Source organism: Butyricimonas synergistica DSM 23225, from assembly GCF_000379665.1.
Classification (GTDB): Bacteria; Bacteroidota; Bacteroidia; order Bacteroidales; family Marinifilaceae; genus Butyricimonas; species Butyricimonas synergistica.
Map to the genome: position 1 here is coordinate 1,290,539 of NZ_KB903359.1, position 21,479 is coordinate 1,312,017.

16 protein-coding genes are annotated in these 21,479 nt (G+C 47.0%); 5 read left to right on the plus strand and 11 right to left on the minus strand.

Annotated features, from left to right (window positions below; all coding sequences use genetic code 11):
- Position 1 precedes the first annotated feature (1 nt).
- The 9 genes from A3CY_RS0105690 to A3CY_RS0105730 all read right to left on the minus strand — a co-directional run bounded on the left by A3CY_RS0105690 (position 2) and on the right by A3CY_RS0105730 (position 13,228).
- Positions 2 to 1,300 (minus strand): thioredoxin family protein, encoded by a 1,299-nt coding sequence (locus tag A3CY_RS0105690; protein ID WP_026207350.1) that lies wholly within the window; start codon positions 1,298 to 1,300, stop codon positions 2 to 4.
- 16 nt (positions 1,301 to 1,316) lie between these two features.
- On the minus strand, positions 1,317 to 1,736 hold the full coding sequence (locus A3CY_RS0105695) for a hypothetical protein (RefSeq protein ID WP_018336942.1): 420 nt from the start codon (positions 1,734 to 1,736) through the stop codon (positions 1,317 to 1,319).
- A gap of 29 nt (positions 1,737 to 1,765) precedes the next feature.
- A complete protein-coding gene (locus A3CY_RS0105700) occupies positions 1,766 to 2,392 on the minus strand; it encodes a fasciclin domain-containing protein (protein WP_026207352.1) in 627 nt (208 codons plus the stop codon).
- 26 nt (positions 2,393 to 2,418) lie between these two features.
- Positions 2,419 to 3,954, minus strand: coding sequence for a RagB/SusD family nutrient uptake outer membrane protein (locus A3CY_RS0105705; protein ID WP_018336944.1), 1,536 nt, complete (start codon positions 3,952 to 3,954; stop codon positions 2,419 to 2,421).
- A gap of 2 nt (positions 3,955 to 3,956) precedes the next feature.
- The gene (locus tag A3CY_RS0105710) at positions 3,957 to 7,460 is read right to left on the minus strand and encodes a SusC/RagA family TonB-linked outer membrane protein (protein ID WP_018336945.1); all 3,504 of its coding nucleotides are present in this window, start codon (positions 7,458 to 7,460) and stop codon (positions 3,957 to 3,959) included.
- 273 nt (positions 7,461 to 7,733) lie between these two features.
- Positions 7,734 to 8,861, minus strand: coding sequence for a FecR family protein (locus A3CY_RS0105715; RefSeq protein WP_018336946.1), 1,128 nt, complete (start codon positions 8,859 to 8,861; stop codon positions 7,734 to 7,736).
- A gap of 445 nt (positions 8,862 to 9,306) precedes the next feature.
- Positions 9,307 to 9,885: an RNA polymerase sigma-70 factor gene (locus A3CY_RS21900; RefSeq protein ID WP_018336947.1), complete on the minus strand. Its 579-nt coding sequence runs from the start codon at positions 9,883 to 9,885 to the stop codon at positions 9,307 to 9,309.
- Between the two features lie 56 nt (positions 9,886 to 9,941).
- Positions 9,942 to 12,284 carry a Gldg family protein gene (locus A3CY_RS0105725; RefSeq protein ID WP_026207353.1) on the minus strand — a complete coding sequence of 781 codons (2,343 nt, stop codon included), beginning with the start codon at positions 12,282 to 12,284 and terminating at the stop codon, positions 9,942 to 9,944.
- Positions 12,285 to 12,307: 23 nt separating this feature from the next.
- Positions 12,308 to 13,228, minus strand: a complete 921-nt coding sequence (locus tag A3CY_RS0105730; RefSeq protein ID WP_018336949.1) for an ABC transporter ATP-binding protein — start codon at positions 13,226 to 13,228, stop codon at positions 12,308 to 12,310.
- A gap of 218 nt (positions 13,229 to 13,446) precedes the next feature.
- Here A3CY_RS0105730 and A3CY_RS0105735 point away from each other — a divergent pair, with 218 nt between their 5' ends.
- Entirely contained in the window at positions 13,447 to 14,616 is a 1,170-nt protein-coding gene (locus A3CY_RS0105735) for a metallophosphoesterase (protein ID WP_018336950.1), read from the plus strand.
- 25 nt (positions 14,617 to 14,641) lie between these two features.
- Here the strand turns inward: A3CY_RS0105735 and A3CY_RS0105740 are convergent, their stop codons facing one another.
- The gene (locus A3CY_RS0105740; RefSeq protein ID WP_018336951.1) at positions 14,642 to 15,544 is read right to left on the minus strand and encodes a helix-turn-helix domain-containing protein; all 903 of its coding nucleotides are present in this window, start codon (positions 15,542 to 15,544) and stop codon (positions 14,642 to 14,644) included.
- A gap of 144 nt (positions 15,545 to 15,688) precedes the next feature.
- Here A3CY_RS0105740 and A3CY_RS0105745 point away from each other — a divergent pair, with 144 nt between their 5' ends.
- From A3CY_RS0105745 to A3CY_RS0105760, 4 genes are read left to right on the plus strand one after another with little or no spacing between them, the layout of a single operon-like run.
- Complete coding sequence (locus tag A3CY_RS0105745; protein ID WP_018336952.1) at positions 15,689 to 16,219, plus strand: hypothetical protein; 531 nt, start codon at positions 15,689 to 15,691, stop codon at positions 16,217 to 16,219.
- A 28-nt stretch (positions 16,220 to 16,247) separates the two neighbouring features.
- The gene (locus A3CY_RS0105750; RefSeq protein WP_018336953.1) at positions 16,248 to 17,330 is read left to right on the plus strand and encodes an alpha/beta hydrolase; all 1,083 of its coding nucleotides are present in this window, start codon (positions 16,248 to 16,250) and stop codon (positions 17,328 to 17,330) included.
- Between the two features lie 10 nt (positions 17,331 to 17,340).
- Entirely contained in the window at positions 17,341 to 18,405 is a 1,065-nt protein-coding gene (locus tag A3CY_RS20335) for a carboxymuconolactone decarboxylase family protein (protein WP_040371272.1), read from the plus strand.
- Between the two features lie 12 nt (positions 18,406 to 18,417).
- Positions 18,418 to 19,119 (plus strand): flavodoxin, encoded by a 702-nt coding sequence (locus A3CY_RS0105760; RefSeq protein ID WP_018336955.1) that lies wholly within the window; start codon positions 18,418 to 18,420, stop codon positions 19,117 to 19,119.
- A 157-nt stretch (positions 19,120 to 19,276) separates the two neighbouring features.
- Here A3CY_RS0105760 and A3CY_RS0105765 read toward each other — a convergent pair whose 3' ends face one another.
- Positions 19,277 to 21,460, minus strand: a complete 2,184-nt coding sequence (locus A3CY_RS0105765; protein ID WP_018336956.1) for a RelA/SpoT family protein — start codon at positions 21,458 to 21,460, stop codon at positions 19,277 to 19,279.
- Positions 21,461 to 21,479: the final 19 nt, after the last annotated feature.

Below are 21,479 nucleotides of genomic sequence, written 5' to 3' on the forward strand. Positions count from 1 at the left end.
CTTACTCCTGTTGTAATAATTCCAATTCTCCCAGCTTACCCTGAACGGCATTCTGAATCATCATCTGGGTCATTTTCATATCGATCTGGTAGGATTCCACCAAAGCCTGGTTGTAACACTCTTTCGCGCTGCCATACTCCCCGACCATTTTATAGGAATCGCCAAGCATCACGAGATAATTCACTTTATCCATAGGGGCAACATTTTTACCCTTCACCGCCTGTTTCATCCATTCGATAGCCTGGAGATGTACCTCTTTCGGTAATTTACTTCCCATCGCATCGTACATATTCTGCGCGGCAGCACCGTAATCTTCACCCGTAACCTTTTCTCCCAGGATTTCAAAATAACGGTTCATTTGCTCCATGTACCCCTGCACGTCTTTCTTGTAATACAACGTGTAAAGACCATCATAATAACACTTGGATTTCTCGTATGGCGACACCTTCGCATCGACAATAACATCATAAGCAGCTTTCAAATCACCCTGCACGCGTTCCAGGTATTTCTTGTAATCTACCTTTCCCGCTTTGGCAAGATTTTTCATCACGTTATCGTTATGCTCGATCACGAAATACGCCGGGGCATCACCCATTGCCTGCCGGTAAGCGGCAAGATTCTTGTTGATAAACTCGATCAGAGGATCATCTTGCTTCGTGTTATCGTGAAAAGTCAGAATAATGCTATAGTCCGTTTTGTTGATCAAATCCGGTCCCATCTTCTGTTTGATGTACTCGTTGTACATTTTATTGACACGACTTACCCATTTCTCAGCCTCAATACCTTCTTGTGCAGACACAAAAGAAGGAGCTTCTTTTAGAAGTTGCTGAAGAATGTCCAAATCGTTTTTAGAACTCTTGTATTTAGCGTACAAGTCTTCAAATCCCAGTTCATCCCCGGTAGCCACCTTACCTTGTTTGATAAATTCTTCTACCGACGAAGAACCCGTTGCCAACAAAATCACTTTCCCGTCAGCCCGAAGATAAGCTAAAGTAGGATAAGAATTAACTTTAAATTGCTTCACGACAGATTTATTGGCAGGGGCCTCCGCATCTAACTGTATGGCTATAAACTTTTCGTTATAATAATCGCCAACATTTTTATCGGTGAACACGTCCTTCGCCATTAACTTGCACGGACCACACCATTCGGTATAAAAGTCAATAAAAACCAATTTATTAGCAGCGGCAGCTTTCTCCAACGCCTCCTGGTAATTTCCCTTGAAAAAATTGATTCCTTGCCCGAAGCCGTTGAAGGCAAACACCAGACAAACAACCATCATCAAAATACTCCTTTTCATCTCATTTCCTCATTAATCATTCAACAATAAAAGTAAAAGCATCCTTTAACTCCGCGGAATAATCGTCATTATACACGCGCAGGCTTACCTCGTACCGACCTTTGGGAAGCGTCGTGTGTAAAGGCAATTCCATAATACCGCCTCCCCGTACAATCACTTCCCTCTTGAACAACTCCTTGTCGCCCCCCTCGGAAACATTCACGTCAATCAACTCGTATTTCAAGGGATTAGTACCCAATACTCCCTGTACTTTAGGAGACACCCAATTGGTTTCATTCTTTATCCGGAGCGCATCTTCTACCGGGTCCAACTCTTTCCGAACGACAATAGAAGCGGGATCATATTCCGCCTTATCAGCTTTCAAATACCCGACCTTCACGTCATGGCAACTCCACAACGCAAATACCAGAAAAAACAAAGTATATATCGATTTCATCTTTTTCAATTAAATAATTAATACTATTATTATAACTCTCCCAAAGTGAAATTATAGTGTAAGGAATGCACCACCCCATTCGTCGGCTCGATATCGGTTGAGGCAACATCAATCATTGTCCCTCCCGTTTCTAAAGATTTGATATAAAGCACGACAGCACCAACTCCCGCCACGTCATTATAAGATTCCTGAAAAGAATAAATCCAAAAACGGTTCCCCATGGCACCCGTGAAAACAGTACCACCAGTACCTTGGTTTTCATCATATTCATTTGCCGTATTTTTACCGCGGGGAATATCATCACGCATATGCTTTCCCTTTACCACACACCTCATAATCATCTCGTAACAAAACTTCTGATCCATTTCCGCGATACTGGTTATTCCTTCTCTCAACATATATCGCCGAATAGAATGATTGGTCGGACCGAAGAATGTAATTTGCTCAAATCCTTCTCTTTTTCCTTCAAACAAATCGACCAAATCGGCTCTCTCTATCATCAAACGGGTGCTATCCCAATCGTAACTGCTGGATTGCAGGTACTCGTACATATTCCCGGCAAATTTCCCGTTAGCCAAACCTGTATCGATAATATTGTATTTCGTGTTACACGACATCAACAGGAAAAAAATACCCATGAATAATATATATTTCATATTATATCCTTTTTAAAATTCAACAACTAGAAAAGTTTAGCCCAATAACGATTTTGCCGAATAATATCATTTATCGCGAATGCCGATTTGCTGATCGGTAAAAACAAAGCCCCGTCTTTCACGTCCTGATCTGTCAAGCGGGAAAACGCCGGGCTCAGCTCCGTTCTGAAATACTGGTTGCGGACAACATCGTAGTAACGATGCCCCTCGGCGATCAACTCTTTTTCCCTTTCTTTGAAAACAGCATACTGCAAATCTCCGTCTCCGGCAGCCGGGTAGAGTGCCGCACCAGCCCTTTCCCGGATTCTATTCAAATCGTCTTTCGCCCGGCTATCTCCTAATTTCGCGTAACACTCGGCTCTCAACAAATAGATGTCAGCCAATCTCCAATAACTAAAATTTGCATCAAACGTGGCGAAAGCTTCCCCTGTATCTGAATACGCATCAGCCACATACAACCCCTCGCGCCATTTATACAAGTATGCGTATCCGGTATAATATTTCGAAGTGTCTTGTGAAGCTTCTTTAAATTTATAAAAAAACGCATCCCTTCTCTTGTCATTTTCGGCATATATCCCTTTTATCGTCTCGTTATTTAAATAGAAAGTATTATCATATTCAAAATTCCCGAGGCTTGCATATTTATTCACTGGCCAATTCACGTAATAACGAGCCCAAACCTGACTCGTGGGCCAAGAAGACGCATATGTATCAAGCATTAACTCGAAAATACTTTCCGGGTTTACCGTCTTCGTGTCGGACATATACCGACACAATTCCTCCGGTGTACGCGCCAACTCGTATTGCCCCACTTTCTTCGTGATCAACTGAGTAGCCCAATCAATAGACTCCTCGTAACATTTTTTGGAATCACCTTCATAACCATATAAATCAATCATGCTCCCTTTCCAAGCGTATAGATGAGCCAATAACGCGGCAGCAGCCCCCTTGCACCCGTATTGTTTTATGGTGCACACGTTGCCCGAAATATCCTTCATATCCTCGAAAAGAGGAAGAATATCAAAAGCTTTACGAGCGTTCACGATTGCCGTATCGATCACCTCCAAGGTCGGGCTAGTCGCATAAGCACCCGTCGCGGATGTACTTTTCGTGATGATTGCCTTCCCCCAACGACGCGCCAAGTCGAAATACAATAATCCCTTTACAAAATAAGCCTGCCCAACATGAAAATCCACTCGCCCGGCTTCCACATTTTTTATATTTCTGACATTTTCAAGAATAAGATTCGCTAGATAAATAGCATCATAATGATTTTTCCAATTGATATAGGGCGAACTGTTTTCATCCAAAGCAGAAGGACTCAAATTTCTCACCTCCTCGAATCCCTGTGTTCTATCTGAAAGCACCCCCATGTAAGCATGAGCGTTATTATCCAGAAAATAAGATCTTATAATACTATTCATTTCTGCCGTGATAGATTCCAACTCCTTTTCACTCTTGAAAAAATTACCTATCGTGGAGGCATTCTCCGGGACAACATCCAGCAGAGAATCACAAGCCGTCAGCAGAATGCAACATAAAACATATACATATTTTTTCATAACTAGAATTTTACGGTTAAACCTAAGGTTAATTTCCTTGCCAACGGGTAATTCATTCCATTATCTATCCCTGAAGAAGGATTCACCACTTCCGGATCTACACCCGAGTAATTTGTCCACAATAATAGATTTTCTCCCGTGAAGAATACTCGAACCCCGTCAAGATGAATTTTATTGACAATATCTTTAGGAAGATTGTACCCGATAGTCAACTGCTTCACCCGCATATAATTCACCCTTTCGATTTGGGAGTCGACAATTCCGGAATATTGTCCTGTATAACCGATAGATCCTGCCTCCAACGAAGGATAGTCGGTAACATCTCCCGGCTTCTGCCAAAAAGTTTTACCCCGGTAATCCGTGAGTATAGGTTTAAAATTCTTATCAAATGCCAATGAAGGCTCCATGTACGCATTCACAATTTTCCTCCCGAGCGAATAAGTCAACATCAGGTTCAAGTCAAAATTCTTCCATTTAATCTCGTTCGCGAATCCCCCGTAAACAACAGGCAAAGCCGATCCGGCATAATACATATCCTCTGCATCGATTTTTCCATCCATATTCATATCTGTCAATCTTCTCATTCCCGCGCGCACCGGATAGGATTGATCACCGAAATTCAACGGACGCTTATTCCCGATCTGATCCGGATAAACAGGAAGTTCCTTGGCATCTTGAATAATACCTTCATCTTTATATGTATAAATCCCGGCAATAGACCTTCCGACAACAAGACCGTCTATATCCATATTCGTGTATGATTTTTCAAAACGGTTCCAGTTTCGGGAGATATTAAATTTAGCCCTCCATTTCACAGCCGACTCGCGGAAAATATCAATGAACGCTTCCAGCTCGAGCCCTTCATTGGAGATTTCCATCACGTTCTGCCACTGAGTGTCTAACAAATAAACATCCCCGGGAAGTTTCACGTTATACAACAACGATTTAGAGTACTTGTAATAATAATCCATTTTAAATTTCAAACGATAATCAAAAATATCTAGGTCTAAACCGATATCGTATTGATCTGTTTCTTCCCAAGTTAGTTTCGAGTTCAAAAGAGCGCCCGGACGGACGCCGACATTTCCCATAAAATTTCCCCCGATTGACAGGGTTCCCAACGCCAGATAAGCCTGATCGAACTGTTGCCCGGATCTCCCCCAGGATGCCCGGAGTTTTCCATAACTCAACCACCAGATATCCTTCAGGAAATTTTCCTCGGAATAAGCCCAACCAACCGCCACGGAAGGGAACGTTGCCCAACGTACATCTTTCCCAAACACGGAAGAACCATCCTTTCTCAGGGTAAACTCGGTCAGATATTTTTGTTTATAATTATAAGCAATACGCCCGAAACCGCTCACCAGAAGCTTTCTCTCCGAATTGGAGCGGTAGGACTGTAAAGCCCGGGCTGTTCCATAACTCACATCTATCGTGGGGAAACCATCCAGCACGTAATGAATATCGTCGCTGGGGCTTCCTTGACCTTTGCCACTGAACTCATTTTTTACCCACCGGGAATAGGTAAAACCCAATAACAAATCGAAATGATGATTTTTCCTGATATCAAAATTATAATTCAACAGCTCTTCCGTTTGGAACATCATGTTCTGACCGATCTCTCCCGTGGAAATGCTCATATTATCCCAACTCAAGTAACTGGGATCAAAAGCATTTTTTTGCGACTGAACAAAGTCCATTGCCACATTTGCCGATAACTTCAGTCCTTTTATAATTTCATAAGATAAAGCCACGCTTCCGCGGATATTAAACGAAAGATCGCTTTCGACACTACCGCTCAAATTCTTTAACATTTCCTCCTCCACGACACTTCCTCCACCGGGCAATAAAGTAGAATTTCGCATGGGATCGACAGTAAACGCTTCAATCTTGTGTCCCCCGCCAAATCCCGTGTAACCGACACCTTTGCTTCTGTCGGTGTATGCCATATACACGCGGGCATCCAACGTCATATTCTTTCGCAAATTAGCATTCAAATTACTGATAAAATTCACCCGTTTGAAATCACTCCCCAGCATAATTCCTTTCTCATCATACCATCCCAATCCAATCAGATATTTGAAATTCTCTGATCCACCGGATGCCTGTATATTCGCGTTCAATATTTTCCCCGTCCGGAAAGCATATTTCCACCAATTCGTGGAATTATTGTAAAAAGGATTCAAACTATCCTGCAATTGCCGGATAACCTCCCCCTGGCGCATAGGAATTCCACTATTCCAAAAGAAATCATAAGCACCATAGTATTTTCCGAACACATCCTCATAAGAGTTCGGGAAAAAATATTCATAGTTCTCATTTTGATAAGCCGCACGTTCATTTCTAGCCATCATGATATGCCACATCCTCTCGCCATGACCGCTGATCTGAGTCGGCGTTTCCGGTAGGATAGAACTGGAATAAGACACGTTGGCAGAGAATTTAGCCTTACCCATTTTCCCTTTTTTCGTCGTAATTAGAATAACACCGTTACTTGCCCGTGAACCGTAAATCGCAGCAGAAGCGGCATCTTTCAACACTTCAACCGATTCGATCGTCGAGGGGTCTAACTCCGCCAGCGTGTTCGTTCCCGTGATGGGAGAAGTAAAAGAATGCATCGGGATTCCATCAATCACATACAAAGGCGATCCGTCATTTATTCCCTCTTGCAACAAAGAATTATACCCACGAATAGACACTTTCGTACCTCCGCCACCGGGAGAACCCGCCACGTTATTAACCTCGACACCCGCCATGTGCCCTTGCAACAAATTCTCGAAGCTGGCAGAAGGAATCTCCTCCAAATCTTTCGCTTTCACGGACGAAATGGAACTGATCAATTCCCGCTTGTTCCGTTCCCCGTAAGCAATCACGGTTACCTCATCCAAATCGGAAACTTCTTCTTCCAGCGTCACGGTCAACTCTTTCCCCGCCGTGAAAGGAATACTCTTCGTCTTGAATCCCACGAAAGAAAACACGAGAGTTCCTTTCTCTATCGGTAATTCAAGTACAAACTTTCCTTCATTATTCGTCGCGGTACCGAGCGTCATCCCTTCCACTTTCACCGTTACCCCCGGCATCGTTTGTTTTTGTACATCCAAAACCACCCCGGAAAGACGGCATACCTTCACGCTTTTTTTAGCTGCCCTCTTTATTATAACTGTTTTTTCTTCTATCGAGTATTCCAACCCCGTCTTGCGACCGACCAATAGAGAATCGAGCACTTGTTTCAACGTTACGGATTGCATTTTTACCGTGATGCCGGTATACCCGCTCAACTCGTCCGAGTTAAACAAAAAATTGTAACGGGTCTGCATGCGCAGACTCTCGATAATCTTAATCAAAGAAGTGTTTTGAACATCCAAATTCACTTTTACGGCACCCTCTGTTTGTGCCTGAATATTCGTAATGCCCAAGAAACACACGAACAATAAATAAATACCCCATCGGGACATTTTCCCTCCCCTGGGAAAATTCCCAAGAAGCTTTTGTCGAATTTCTCTCATAAAGTTTTATTATTAATGTGACATTTATATACAACGGGTACAGACAACGAGATGGACCAACATCTCGTTTGCCATATCTCCGTTTATCGATCTTTCTAATTTACTTGCTAGAAGTATGTTCTGCTAATTCCGCACGGCTCTCGCCCTAATTTTTCAAGTTTCTCCTTTGATATTTTGTCGATTTTTTTTCATAGCTTTGTAAACATTAATGTGACTGTTGAAATATACAGCGACTTTGTACGCGAGAGATGGACCAACATCTCTCGTCGTTTTTTATCGCTTATGGATAATAACTTTTCTTCCTTCTATCTTATAGGTTATTTCCCCCATTTTTGAGATGACACCCAAAGCCTCTTCCAGAGTTTTAGCCCGATCCATATAAATATGGAATTTCATCCCCCGGAACTCCTCGGAATCGTAAACAATCTCCGCATCGTACCAGCGAGCCAACTCGTCCATGACCTGCTCCAACGATGCATTCTTGAACACGAAATCTCCGTTTTTCCATGCCAAAACGGTCATCAGGTCAGCCTCTCGTACTGAAAGCGACCGGTCATTCGCCGCGATCTCGCATAACTCGCCGGGTTTCAAAACAATCGAATCACGCCCCGATACGACTTCCACCTTACCGGAAACCAAAGTAGCGTATGTATTCTGGCTCATGTACGCTTTCACGTTAAACTGGGTACCCAATACCCGAACCGTCCCCCCTAAAAACTCTACCAAGAAAGGACGGTTTTCATCCCGGGCAACATTGAAATAAGCCTCTCCGCTTAAAAATATCTTTCGTTTCGCTCCCGTGAAAGAGTTCGGGAATCGTACCCGGGTTTCCGAATTCAAGATCACGTTTGTCCCGTCAGCAAGCATTAACGAGTATTCCCCCCCGCAAGGCACGATAATCTCCGTGTATTCCACAACAGCCGTATCGGCAACCTCCTGCTTTTCCTGTACCACGATATTCTCGTCTACTTTAAACCCGGGGATATTCACTATCGAAGTCGTCGCTGCCGTGATCTGGTGCGTACTCCCGTCCGGCAATATCAACTGTACCCCCTTGGAATGAGCCAACCGGGGCAACGCCGCCCGTTCCTCACTTCCATCATTCGTATTTTGCATCAACAAAGCAACACCCGCCACGACTGCCACGCACGCCGCCACAGTCACCCAACGCCGCCAAGCCATCGTCCGCCGTTTCTGCCGGGGCAATCGCATCCGCCGCCACATCCCCTCGATCCGTTCTTGCTCCTCCTCTTCATCGAACATCTTTCCCTCGTAGAACATCTCCGCATCATTCAACAATCGCATCCTCTCCTCCGACTCCTCCGCCCAAGCCTTCACCTCCTGTTGTTCTTCCGCGGAAGCACGTCCTGAAACCACTCGTTTAATCTTATCTATTTCCATGATAATTTTACTGTCTTTTATATAAAGACAACAATACGGGAAAATGGGGGACAAAAATAATTGAAAATTGAAAGTTGAAAATTGAAAATGAAGGAGAAAAAATCATATAATAAGCTGTATAACAAGATATTTAATCTAAATATATAAAAAAACTTGAATCCTATTTTCATTAAATCAAATATGAAATCCCTTAGAAAATCAATGGTAATCCCATGGTAATACTCTCCCTCCACAGAAGCCTCTCCCAACCACCTCCATAGCACAGATATACGGTAATAGGGTTGATATGTCGAGGCAACGAAGAGGCATCGGAGAGGAGAGATTATTACCCGGGTAACAGGGTAGAAATACAAGGGATAATCATGAAATTGAGAATCATTAAATCACAGAATAGATACACGCCTCGTGCAACTGGAATCTACAATCTAAAATTTAAAACCTAAAATCACACGATTCCCTTCACGATCATAAAAGCATAAAGCAAGGGCAAAGATTCCCGGATAAATTTATAGGCTCGTTTCACGTGTGTATGAATGGTAACCTCCGAAACTTTGAGTTCCCGGGCGATCTCCTTATAACTCATATTTTGAAAAATTTTCATTTCCAACACCTTACGTTGTTGATCTGGCAATTTTTGCAAACATTCCTGCACTTTGTCAAATAAAGCACTGTCGTCCTCGTACTCCAAAGTCCCGACATAAATTAACGCCTCAGTCAATTTAGTCCTGTTGGAATCTTCCACTTGAAGATGCTTGTAATAGTTCAGACAGGAATGTTTCACGGAAGAATAAAGATAACTGCTAATATTCGTATCGTCCGGCAGAGAGGATGCCATCGTCCACAAGCGCATAAAAGTATCCTGCACGATATCTTCCGCCGTGTCCGCGTTCATGGTATAGGCTAAAGCGAACCGGAACAAACCGGGACTCATCTCCCGGAAGACCCGTTCAAAAACTTCATTCGAGTTGTTCTTCAAGCCATTGATCCAATCCTCATCTGCTGTATCTTGCCCGTTACACCTCATATTTGGGTAAATAATTTTTTCAAAAGTAGAAAAAATTATTTACCCAAGCAACAAATTTATTTCCCTTTCCTTCGGATCAGTACCAGTATCCCCAGCAAGAGGAGCAATGCCGGCAATATCCACTTCAACACGATTTGCAAGGTTCCCCCGGCATCCATACCCAGGTTCAACGTGTTGTCTATCGGATCGGGACGGGTGGTGTCTACCGGTAATTCCTCGTAAGACAACCAGTCGAACATCGACATAATCAAATCCCCATTCGCCGACGATATCCCCCGGCGGGTAGTGGACAACTCACCCATACTGAAACAGTCGGCATCCCCGAGCACGATAATCCGTTGTTGTTTCCCGGCTTGTTCACGTTCCAACCCGACCATTGTGGTTTTCACCCCTTCACGTTCCCCCGCTTTCGGGTTCAGGCGTGCCGTGTCATTCACGAAATCGATCGTTTCCAATTCATTCCAACTGGCGGAATCCCGTCCCTGGAACAAGGGTATTACACGAAATCCTTTTTCAGCTTTCTGCTCAATAGCCAAAGCACCCGGCATAACCAAAGATGCGGGACGACGCCCCGTGTTCGTGTTCACGTACAAACTTTTCCATAGACGGGATATATCCTGAGCCTCTTTCGTCGCCCGACAAAGGAACAAATGGGCAGGATACTCGTCAATTTGCCTTTGAACCAAGATGCCCGGCTCAAAACTCAATCCTAAATATTCCATCAAAGGCATCAAGTGGGAATAAGTCTTCGGTTTCCCGGCAATCACCAGATTTTTTCCGCTTTCCACGTAACGATACAGTATTTCCAACTCTTCACGCGTGAAAGGTTCCAACGGCTCAGCCACAACAAGTACATCCAAGCTGTCCAATACCCCCGGGTTACGTTTCAAGTTCACGTCGGTCACGTCAAATCCTTGATTTAACAACGACTTCCGATACATTTTCTCGGCAACCATATAAGAATAATCCCGGTTCTTATCCCCGATGATCGAGCGGGCACCATGATCCGACAGGAACCCCACTTGAGGCAACTTCATCGCGATTCGTTTCAACGCCGCGGAAATCTCCGTTTCACTCGGAAGACGGTTCATATCGGCATATACCCGTAGAAAGGTCTTCTGCCCGTTATCCCGCTCTATCAAAGCCACGAAACGGTAACCTTCATCACTCAAATCAATATTTTTATCCACTTCTTCCCGTGCCAGTTCTTCGGGAGAAAGATATTTTCCCAACCGGGTACCTTGCAATTTAGCCGCATCTTTGGCTGCCTCGTACAGGGTCTTTTCCGGGTACCGTTTTTTAAAACCCTCCGTCATCGTGTCCGCATAATAATAAAAGACATAATCGAGTTTCGTTTCCGGCTTGAAACGGATATACCGCTCGTAACGGGCGATGTCATTATTGATTCCTTTCGTCGTTATGCTATGAATACTCCCGAAGAGATTCACGTAAGTTGTAATCTTCAATCCTCCATCCAATTGTGCCACGATATCCTGGCTGGCTCGCGTCAAAGTATTGCTCTTCGTGCGCGTGGAATCATGATACCATTTCATGGTCGGGCGGGAAGTCAGATACCCCAAGAACACCGCCACGAGGAATACCCCAAGATAACGGGCAGCTTTCCCGGTAAAAGAACAGCTTTCCCGACACAATTGCAATTTCAATATCGCAAAACACAAGAACATCACGCTCATGAGCACGAAATACAAAATATCTTCACTACAAATCAACCCTCTTATAAATGCATTTGCCCTACCGCCAAGCGACAACCAATACGTGAGTTCCCGCACGAAAGCGAATTCCTGCCAGATACCGGAAACCAGATTCAACAAGGTCAACAAGGCAAACATTCCTATTGCCGCCACGATCGGGTAAGTGGTCAACGTCGACATAAACAACCCGATGGCAGCGTACAACCCGAACAAAAAATACAATCCCAACAATCCCGTCAACACCGCCGACCAATCGAACGACTCCACGAGGCACCCGGCTATCAACACGTAAACCAACATGAACGCCATCATTAACAAGCCGTACAACATGATTCCCAAGTATTTCCCGAGCACGATGTGCCTGCCCGTGATCGGGGCGGAGAAAAGTAACTTGATCGATCCCCGGTTAAATTCCTGGCTAATCAGTCCCATGGTCAACAAAGGCATCAACAAATATAGAAACTGGCTCACTTTAGCCCACAATCCCCCGAAAGGAGAATAAAATATCACCCTAGATATAGCGAACAAACCCCGGCTTCCAAGCTCTTGCCGCCTTGCCAGCATCTCCATCATATCGGCAAATCCCATGCCTGTCATAAACACGAAAAGAACGAGTAGAAGCCACGCTACCGGCGAGTAAAAAAGATTTGATAACTCCAGACGGGCTATCCTGTATATTGCTCTCATAATTTTTCCTCCATTTTAAATGATTATTTCCCAGACAATTTAGCGAACACGGCTTCCATCGAGCTTTTCTCTACCCTAATTTCCGTCATCTCCCATCCCCGAGCCACGCTTTCACGGATGACTAGCTTAATCGTATCCCGGTCACCATCATACATCAAACGGACACCGTGGCTTCCCTCGCTCTCCGCTCTCCTGATGCCGGGAATCGTCATCAATTCATCCGGCAACGGGGGCAAATCGAAAGTAGCGTAAAGTGTGTTCGGCTCGATATAATTGTCAAATTCCTCCACGCTGCCGGAGAAAACAACCCGTCCGTGTTCAATCATCTTGATCGTGGAACAAGTAGCTTGCACCTCCGACAAAATATGCGTCGAGAGCATCACGGTACGTTCCTCTGCAATGTCCCGGATCAACTGGCGTACTTCCAATATCTGGTTCGGGTCTAACCCGTTCGTCGGCTCGTCCAGCACCACGAACTTCGGATCGTGCAGGATAGCCTGTGCGATACCCACGCGTTGCTGGTAACCTCCTGAAAGATTACGTAACAAACGGTCTTTCATGTGTGTAATCCCGCAACGTTCTTCCGCCTCCCCGATTGCCGTCTTGATCTTTTTCCGATCCATCCAGTGTATCTCCGCGCAAAAATGCAGGTACTCGTCCACCGTCAAATCCGGGTAGAGAGGTGGTTTTTGTGGTAAAAAACCGATATATTTCCGTGCCGCCACCGGATGTTTCAGCGTGTCGATCCCGTTAATAAATACTTTTCCCTGAGTTTGTTTCAACACACCGCAAATAATATTCATCGTCGTCGACTTCCCCGCCCCGTTCGAACCCAACAACCCCACCACTCCGGAGCCGTCGATCTCGAAACTAATGTCCTCGATCGCCCATTGTGTCGTGTAACGATGGTACAAATGTTCAACTTTTACAATTGGATTTTCCATACATACGATTTTAATTCATAACTTTGATCCGGCATCTATTTCACGAGCCTTGTTTTTTTATAACACTTCAACGACAAAAAAGTACCGACCCGTGACGCGGACTCCCCCGACAATGGCGATAAGATTACTAAAAGAAAAGTAAAAAAACCTTACACCGGGAAACGTCGTGAAAAGAAATGATAACTTTGGACGATCACTTATAAAACTCACGAACGGGTATGATTAAAAAACTATCGATTTACTTTATTCTTTTGCTGGTACTGCCGGACATTTATATTTACAAGTTATACATCAAGAAACACGTGGCAAGCGGACGCAGCCGGGAACTCTGGTTCGTGCCCTCGGCGGTGCTGTTGCTCGGGCTGCTGTGGATATTGCTCTTCTCGCGGGGAGGGCATGGCGGGCAAGCGTTTATCGGGGGTTTCGTCATTGCCTATCTGGCGGTAGCACTGCCGAAGGTAGTATTTTCCCTTTGCTCGCTGGTCGACCTGCCCGTGAGGCGGCTGCTGAAGCTGCATTCCCATCCCTTCGCGTGGCTGGGCGTGGTAGCGGGAGCCGCCACGATGCTGGTGATTCTTTATGGCACGTTCCTCGGGCGGAAACAGTTCGAGGTGAAACAGGTCGTGTTCGCCTCCCCGGATCTCCCGGCGGCTTTCGACGGCTACCGGGTGGCACAAATCTCGGACATTCACGCCGGGAGCTGGCGCGGGGACAGAAAGTCGCTGCAAAAAGCGGTCGATCTCGTCAACGCCCAACAAGCCGACCTCATCGTGTTCACCGGCGACCTCGTGAATAATATGGCGACAGAACTCGACCCCGTGCAGGACATCCTTGCGGGCTTCAAGGCTCCCGACGGTGTTTACTCCGTCCTCGGGAACCATGATTACAGTCCTTACCACCATTGGGAAAATGAAAAAGCCCGCTGGGAAAACCTGAAAGAACTGAAGAAACGGCAAGCAGCCATGGGTTGGCACCTGCTGGACAACAGGCACGTGAAACTGCACCGCGGCACGGACAGCATTACCCTCGTCGGCGTCGGCGACGACGGGGGAAGGATGCTTCCCCGGTACAGCGACCTCCGGCTGGCAACACTGGGCACGGAAGCAACCGCCTTCAAGCTATTGCTAAGCCATACCCCCACGCACTGGCACCGGGAAGTACTCGCCTCGGGAATTGACCTCACCCTCTCCGGTCACACCCACGCCATGCAATTCGCCCTCGGTCGACTCTCCCCGTCCGCCCTCCTCTACCCCGAATGGAGCGGGCTGTACACGGAGGGCAAGCAAGGATTGTACGTCAACGTGGGACTGGGCTATATCGGGCTTATGCCCCTCCGCTTCGGGGCATGGCCGGAGGTGACGGTAATCACGCTAAAGAAATCCCCGTGACAATTTTCCGTCGCTTGGATTTTGTCTATTCAGCCATACGGTATTCATTCGGTGTACACCCCACCACTTTCTTGAATGCCCGGCTGAAATACTGGGGATACTGATAACCCAAGGCGTATGCGATTTCGCTAACGCTCTTTTCCAAATTAGCCAGCATATCTTTCGCTGTATCCATGATTTTCTGTTGCACATACTCCTGTGCCGACTTGCCCGTTTCTTTTTTTATCAAGTCACCAAAATAATTGGCAGACAGATGCAGTTGTTCTGCACAATAGGCCACGGATGGCGTTCCGTACGATTGTGGCTTATCTGATGCGAAATATCCATCAAGCAACTCTTCAAAACGAGCCAATATATCCTTGTTAGCTTTCTTGCGGGTGATGAACTGGCGATCATAGAAACGGGTACAATAGTTCAGAAACAATTCTATGGCAGACGCGATGATCATATTACTATGTTTATCCATACCATTATTTATCTCGTCGTCTATTTTCTTCAAACAGTCAATAATAGTTTCGCGTTCTTGCAGCGAGAGGTGAAGAGCCTCACGGACATCGTACGAAAAGAACGTGTAGTCCTTGATATGCCGGCCGAGCTGTGTTCCACGTAACAATTCTGGACTGAAATAGAGGCACCAACCTTTCGCCTGATAAGTGGACCCATCCGCTGGATAACCGAATACCTGCCCCGGTGATACGAACACGAGCGTGTTTTCTTGATAATCGTATTCTTTGCGCCCGTATTTTAGATAGTCTGCACACTTTACATCTTTCAAAAAGATCACATACAGGTCAAAGTTTTTCCGGCAATTCGGTATGGGACGCATAATTTGCGAACCTTCGAATACATTGACCAAAGGATGTCGGTTTTCAACTCCCCAATGTTCATTGTACTCTCCAACAGTTTTTATATTTACGATCTTATCCATAACTATTTATCTTTTGTTGAATACAAAAATAACATATTTCCCCGACTATCTTTCGTTATCAGTAAAAGTTATACTCCAATCAGTAATTTGGATAGCTGTTTCCTTGTAGAACCGGAATAATTTTGCATCATCAATCAAAAGAATATGAATTGGAACAAGATAAATACGAATAATGTCATTACGGTAGACCTGTTCAACAAACTCACGGGACAAGAGACTCTGCACCCGTTGGTCAGTCTTGCCAATCTGTCCGGCAACAAACTAAGCGAGGACTTGCGTATGCCATGCAATTTTTACGCGCTGATTTGCCGACCGGATGAAAGTGGAGTACAAACTTCCCTGCGATTAGTCAACCCGGGAGAGATATTCGAGATACCCGCCGCATTCCATCGCAATGCAAAAGGCTATACGGGTGTAATTTTCCATCCCGACCTGCTTTGCGACACGCCTCTGGAACAACATATCAATGATTATCCCACCCGTTGCTGTTGTCATGGAGCTTTAACTGAACGTGAGCAACAGACCATCGCCGACTGCCTGAAGGAGATCGACAAGGAATTGCACCATTCCATCGACCGACACAGCAGCACCATTATTGTTTCACACATCGAATTACTGTTGAATTACTGCACACGGTTTTGCAGCAGTACAAAACAAGCTATAAGTCGAGTATAAATCCGCCCTACGGCATAATTATAAAACAATGAAGAAAACACTTATTATCGCAATTTGCATGACTGCCACCCTTCGCGGGACAGCCTATGCGCAAAGTCTGGCATTTGTAGAAGCACCTGCTGTAAAGAGCCATAACAACAACCCGTGGGGATTGGTCTATGCCGACGCACTCATGGAAAATGTGGCAGGCAAAGTAAATATCCATCCCATCACTTACACATTGAACGGGTTGAAGATCGCTGCCAACGTCTATACGCCCGCAGGATACGATCCGTCGAAAAGCTATCCCGCCCTCGTGGTAGCGCATCCCAATGGCGGCGTGAAAGAACAAGTGGCCGGACTTTACAGCCAGCGCATGGCAGAACAGGGCTATATTTGTCTGGCATTCGACGCTGCCTACCAGGGTGCCAGCGAGGGAGAGCCTCGCAACACGGACAAACCGGCCAATCGAATCGAGGATATCCGCCGTGCCGCCGACATCCTGCTGCAATATCCGGGCGTCGATTCGCGACGGGTGGGCATACTCGGTATCTGCGGTGGCGGCGGCTACACGCTGAAAGCCGCACAGACCGACAAACGGTTCAAGGCGGTTGCGACCTTGAGCATGTTCAACACGGGACTGGTGCGCCGTAACGGGTTCCTTGACTCGCAGATCAACACGGTGCAGGAGCGGCTTGCCGATGCTTGTGCCGCCCGCCAGAAGGAAGCCGAAGGCGGAGAGATCGAATACGTGGGCGACATGAGCGGCGTGACACCCGAACAAGCGGCTGCATTACCGTTCGACCTCTATCGAGATGGCTACGAGTATTATCTGCAAAGCCACGCCCATCCCAATTCAACGTTCCGCTACACCAAGAGCAGCCTCGTGGACCTCTTCGCCTTCGATGCCGCAGCGGACATGTATCTCATCAACCAGCCATTATTGATGATAGCCGGCAGCATTGCGGACACGTTCTACATGACGGAACTGTGTTACAGCCGTGCCATGGGTACACAGGACAAAGAACTGTTCCTTATTCCTGGCGCCACGCATATCAAGACCTACTACGTGCCGGAGTACGTAGATATGGCGGTTAAAAAGCTGACGGAATTTTTCGATAAGAAACTATAATGACACTAGTATGAGAAAAATACATGTAATTATTTGCATCTGCCTTATGACAGCAATGAATACAATGGCACAACCCGCCTCGTCGGATAACGGACTGACCATGCGTCAGCAACACATCGTGAAAATCACCTCCTGCACGGGCAAAGGCGACTTGGAGAACCTGAAACCCGCCCTTGCCGCAGGATTGGACTACGGGCTAACCGTGAACGAAATCCGCGAACTCCTGATACACGCGTATGCCTATTGCGGTTTCCCTCGCAGTCTCCGTGCCTTGCAAACCTTCATCGCTGTTCTGGACGAACGAAAAGCACAGGGCATTGAAGACACCGTGGGCAGGGACGCCTCTCCCGTCGAAGACAACCGCACCCGTTACGAACGAGGCCGCGACATACTGGCAAAAATCTCCGGCATTCCGGCCGATGCGCCCAAAGCCGGGTATGCCAAGTTCGCCCCTGCCATCGAGCGTTTTCTCAAAGAACATCTTTTCGCCGACCTCTTCGAGCGCGACGTGCTGACCTATTCCGAACGGGAATTAGCCACGGTATCGGTCATCGCCGCATTGGGCGAAAGCGTTGAACCGATGTTGCGTGGACACATAGCCATCTGCCAAAACCTCGGCATGACGGAAGAGCAACTCGACCAGGTACTTGCCATCGCAACAACCGGCATAGCTAATTGTGCTGTCAAAGATATTTTCCCGAAAGGGAACAAACTCCCTGACACCCCGAATTTCACGGGCGAGGCGTGGCTTGAAATGTTCGTCACGAAAGCCGACTCAATGGATTGTACAGTAGGCAACGTGACCTTCGCACCGGGTGTACGCAACAGTTGGCATTCACATCCGGGTGGGCAGATTCTGCCCTGCACATCCGGTGAAGGACGCTATCAGGAAAAAGGCAAGCCTGTACAAGTGCTGCGTCCCGGCGATGTCGTGAAGATCGCCCCGAACGTGATACATTGGCATGGAGCCGCCCCCGATAGCGAGTTTACACACATCGCCATAGGCTCGCAGCAGTCGAAAGGCGGTGCCGTGTGGCTAGAACCCGTAACAGATGAAGAATACGATAACCAATAAAAATGATCGAACATGAAAAAAGAAATTATAACAGCAGGAATACTGGCAATCATCGCTTGTACGATAACAATCTATTGTTGGGCGGCAGGACGTGAAAACATATCGAAAGGAACAAATACGGTGCAGGGCGTATCGGATCAACCTATCCAAACAATCGCGAACAGAACCAAAGGGAAGTCACTGGTCGTTTACTTTTCCGTTCCCGAAACAGACGGTGTGGATGCTTCGTCGGGCGCAAGCCGCATCCTTTCCAATGGAAAGATAATGGGAAACACTCAATATGTTGCTACCATTATCAGTGAAGCCACGGGAAGCGACCTTTTCGAGATAAAGACAGTCCACACCTATCCCGGTTCGCATAAAGCTCTGATTGATACTGCAAAAATGGAAATCGACAATAACGCCCGTCCGAAGCTGGCTACGCATATCGAGAATCTGAAGGATTACGATGTGGTGTTCGTCGGGTTCCCCAACTGGTGGTACGACATGCCGATGCCGCTCTATTCGTTCTTCGACGAGTACGATTTCAGAGGCAAAACCATCATCCCGTTCTGCACGCACGGCGGTAGCCGTTTCTCTGATGCGATTAAAACTATCCGGGAACTGGAAAAAGGCGCTAACGTGCTCGACGGCTACGCCATTGCCCGAGACCACGTAGCAAATTCAAAAGACGGGGTATTGAAATGGTTGGAGAAAATAGGGATGAAAAAGTAAAACGACAGAACAATCATTGCATCATCGTTACCTAACCGCAAAAAACCTGTATGAACGAATCATAAACGTAGCATAAACACAAATTTACGTCTATGCTACGTTTATGATTCATTCATGATTTGTACTTGAGGTAGAGAATCGATAGACCTATGGTTGTTCACTCTTTCACTGAATCCTGACGATACACCCGGATGACGCCCTGTATCCTTTTCAAACGAGAGATCAATTGCGAGAGGTGTTCCGTGTCACTGACCAGCACAGTAATCTGACCGTCAAACAATCCCTCGCAGGAATTGATGGACAAGCCGCGGAGTGTGATCTTCGGGTCTTTCGAGATGACCTCGGTGATCTTCGTCACCATCCCCGCGTCCTCCCGACCGACGATACTCAACACGGTCTGGTAGGACGTAGCCCCGGCATTCGTCCATGCCGCCTGCACGATACGGTAAGGATAGCGGCGTTGCAGGTCGATCACGTTCTTACACTGTGTCCGGTGAATTTTGATGCCTTCGCCGATGGAAACGAAACCGATAATATCGTCACCGAAAACGGGATTGCAGCAACGGGCAAACTTGTAGACCACATTGTCCACGTTCCGGTCAATCAACAACACATCCTCGCTGATCGGGCGGGAAGGCATCACCAGCACTTCCTCCCGAGGGGGAGTGACGGTCCGTTCTTCCTCCTTCGGGCGGGTGATAAACTCCTTAATCTCCGACATATCAAGCTTTTCCTCGGCTATTGCTTGATAGAGGTCGATGGCAAACTTGTATTTATAGTGTTGCTGCAAACGATGGATCACCTCGTCTGTCAACTCCAGTTTCCAATTCTTGAAACGGCGTGCCAGCATCTCTTTTCCCAGCGTCGCCTGCGCGCGGGAATGCTCGGTGAGAAACTGCCGGATCTTGTTGCGTGCCTTGGAAGTGATGGCGATATTGAGCCAATCGGCACTCGGCTGTTGGTTGTTGGAGGTGAGAATAGCCACTTGGTCGCCGTTCTTCAGCACGTAGCGCAACGTTTCGTTGCGCTGGTTGACCTTCCCCCCCACGCAACGGGAACCTACTGCCGTGTGGATAGCGTAAGCGAAATCAAGCAAGGTTGCCCCCGCGGGCAACGTCTTCAAATCCCCCGCCGGGGTAAACACGTGTACCTCTTTGTCCTGCAAATTGATCTTGATGTCGTCGAGCATATCGACTGCACCGACATCGGAACTCTCCAGTATCTCGCGTAACTCGGTCAGCCATTCCTCGATCGCCTTGTCGGCAGTTCCACCCTTATATTTCCAGTGGGCAGCAAAGCCTTTCTCCGCCACCTCATCCATACGCTCCGTGCGAATCTGCACTTCCACCCAACGGTTGTTCAGTCCCAGCACGGTGGTCTGGAGCGACTCGTACCCGTTGGACTTCGGCACGGAAATCCAGTCGCGCAACCGCTGCGGGTTCGGCGTGTATTTGTCCGCCACGATGGAGTACGCCCTCCAACAATCCGCCTTTTCCTCCGCTCCCGAACTCTCCAGTATAAAGCGCACGGCAAAAATATCGTATATTTCCTCGAACTCCACTTGCTTCTTTCGCATCTTGTTGAGGATGGAAGCGATGGTCTTCGTCCGCCATTTCACCTTGAACTTGATTCCCCGGTTGTTGAATTCCTCCACGATCGGGGCGATAAACTCGTTGATATATTTCTCTCGGGCTTCCCGGCTACCTTCCAGTTTCATGGATATTTCCCGGTACACCTCCGGCTCACTATAACGCAATGCCCGGTCTTCCATCTCCGACTTGATATTGTACAACCCCAAGCGATGGGCGAACGGGATGTAGATAAAACTCGTCTCCCGCGCCAGCTCCCGCTGTTGCTCGGGACGCAGGTTGTCGGCATGGCGCAGGTCGTACAACTTCTCCGCGAGGAAGATCAACTGCACACGCACGTCCTCGGCAAAACTTAATAATAATTTTCGGAAATTATCAGAATCGACAACCCGATGGGTAGCATAAATACGGCTGATGTCATGCAAACCGGACAAGATTTGTGCCACCTTGTCACCAAACACCGCCTTCACCCGCTCGATTTTCAACGTGCCGGATTCCACCACCCGCCGCAAAACGAGGCAGATGATCGAGGTACGCCCCAACCCGATCTCGGAGGTGATAATCATCCCGATGTCCATCAAACGGATAAGCTCCTCTTCCGTCACGGGCTTTGCATCTCCGCCACCATTCATCGCCGTGTCGAAAGCCTTGCGCACCAACCGCACATCCTCGGCGGACACCAGATTCTTACATGATTTTAATAACGCTCTGTATTTTTTCTGTATATTCGTGTAGGTAATAGATTCTGACATAACAGGGTCAATTTAGCAA

Coding starts and splice junctions, on each gene's coding strand:
- A3CY_RS0105730 (WP_018336949.1), bottom strand. CDS start 13,228: ATGGAAAATCCAATTGTAAAAGTTGAACATTTGTACCATCGTTACACG.
- A3CY_RS0105735 (WP_018336950.1), top strand. CDS start 13,447: ATGATTAAAAAACTATCGATTTACTTTATTCTTTTGCTGGTACTGCCG.
- A3CY_RS0105765 (WP_018336956.1), bottom strand. CDS start 21,460: ATGTCAGAATCTATTACCTACACGAATATACAGAAAAAATACAGAGCG.
- A3CY_RS20335 (WP_040371272.1), top strand. CDS start 17,341: ATGAGAAAAATACATGTAATTATTTGCATCTGCCTTATGACAGCAATG.
- A3CY_RS0105705 (WP_018336944.1), bottom strand. CDS start 3,954: ATGAAAAAATATGTATATGTTTTATGTTGCATTCTGCTGACGGCTTGT.
- A3CY_RS0105695 (WP_018336942.1), bottom strand. CDS start 1,736: ATGAAATCGATATATACTTTGTTTTTTCTGGTATTTGCGTTGTGGAGT.
- A3CY_RS0105740 (WP_018336951.1), bottom strand. CDS start 15,544: ATGGATAAGATCGTAAATATAAAAACTGTTGGAGAGTACAATGAACAT.
- A3CY_RS0105750 (WP_018336953.1), top strand. CDS start 16,248: ATGAAGAAAACACTTATTATCGCAATTTGCATGACTGCCACCCTTCGC.
- A3CY_RS0105690 (WP_026207350.1), bottom strand. CDS start 1,300: ATGAAAAGGAGTATTTTGATGATGGTTGTTTGTCTGGTGTTTGCCTTC.
- A3CY_RS0105725 (WP_026207353.1), bottom strand. CDS start 12,284: ATGAGAGCAATATACAGGATAGCCCGTCTGGAGTTATCAAATCTTTTT.
- A3CY_RS21900 (WP_018336947.1), bottom strand. CDS start 9,885: ATGAGGTGTAACGGGCAAGATACAGCAGATGAGGATTGGATCAATGGC.
- A3CY_RS0105715 (WP_018336946.1), bottom strand. CDS start 8,861: ATGGAAATAGATAAGATTAAACGAGTGGTTTCAGGACGTGCTTCCGCG.
- A3CY_RS0105710 (WP_018336945.1), bottom strand. CDS start 7,460: ATGAGAGAAATTCGACAAAAGCTTCTTGGGAATTTTCCCAGGGGAGGG.
- A3CY_RS0105760 (WP_018336955.1), top strand. CDS start 18,418: ATGAAAAAAGAAATTATAACAGCAGGAATACTGGCAATCATCGCTTGT.
- A3CY_RS0105700 (WP_026207352.1), bottom strand. CDS start 2,392: ATGAAATATATATTATTCATGGGTATTTTTTTCCTGTTGATGTCGTGT.
- A3CY_RS0105745 (WP_018336952.1), top strand. CDS start 15,689: ATGAATTGGAACAAGATAAATACGAATAATGTCATTACGGTAGACCTG.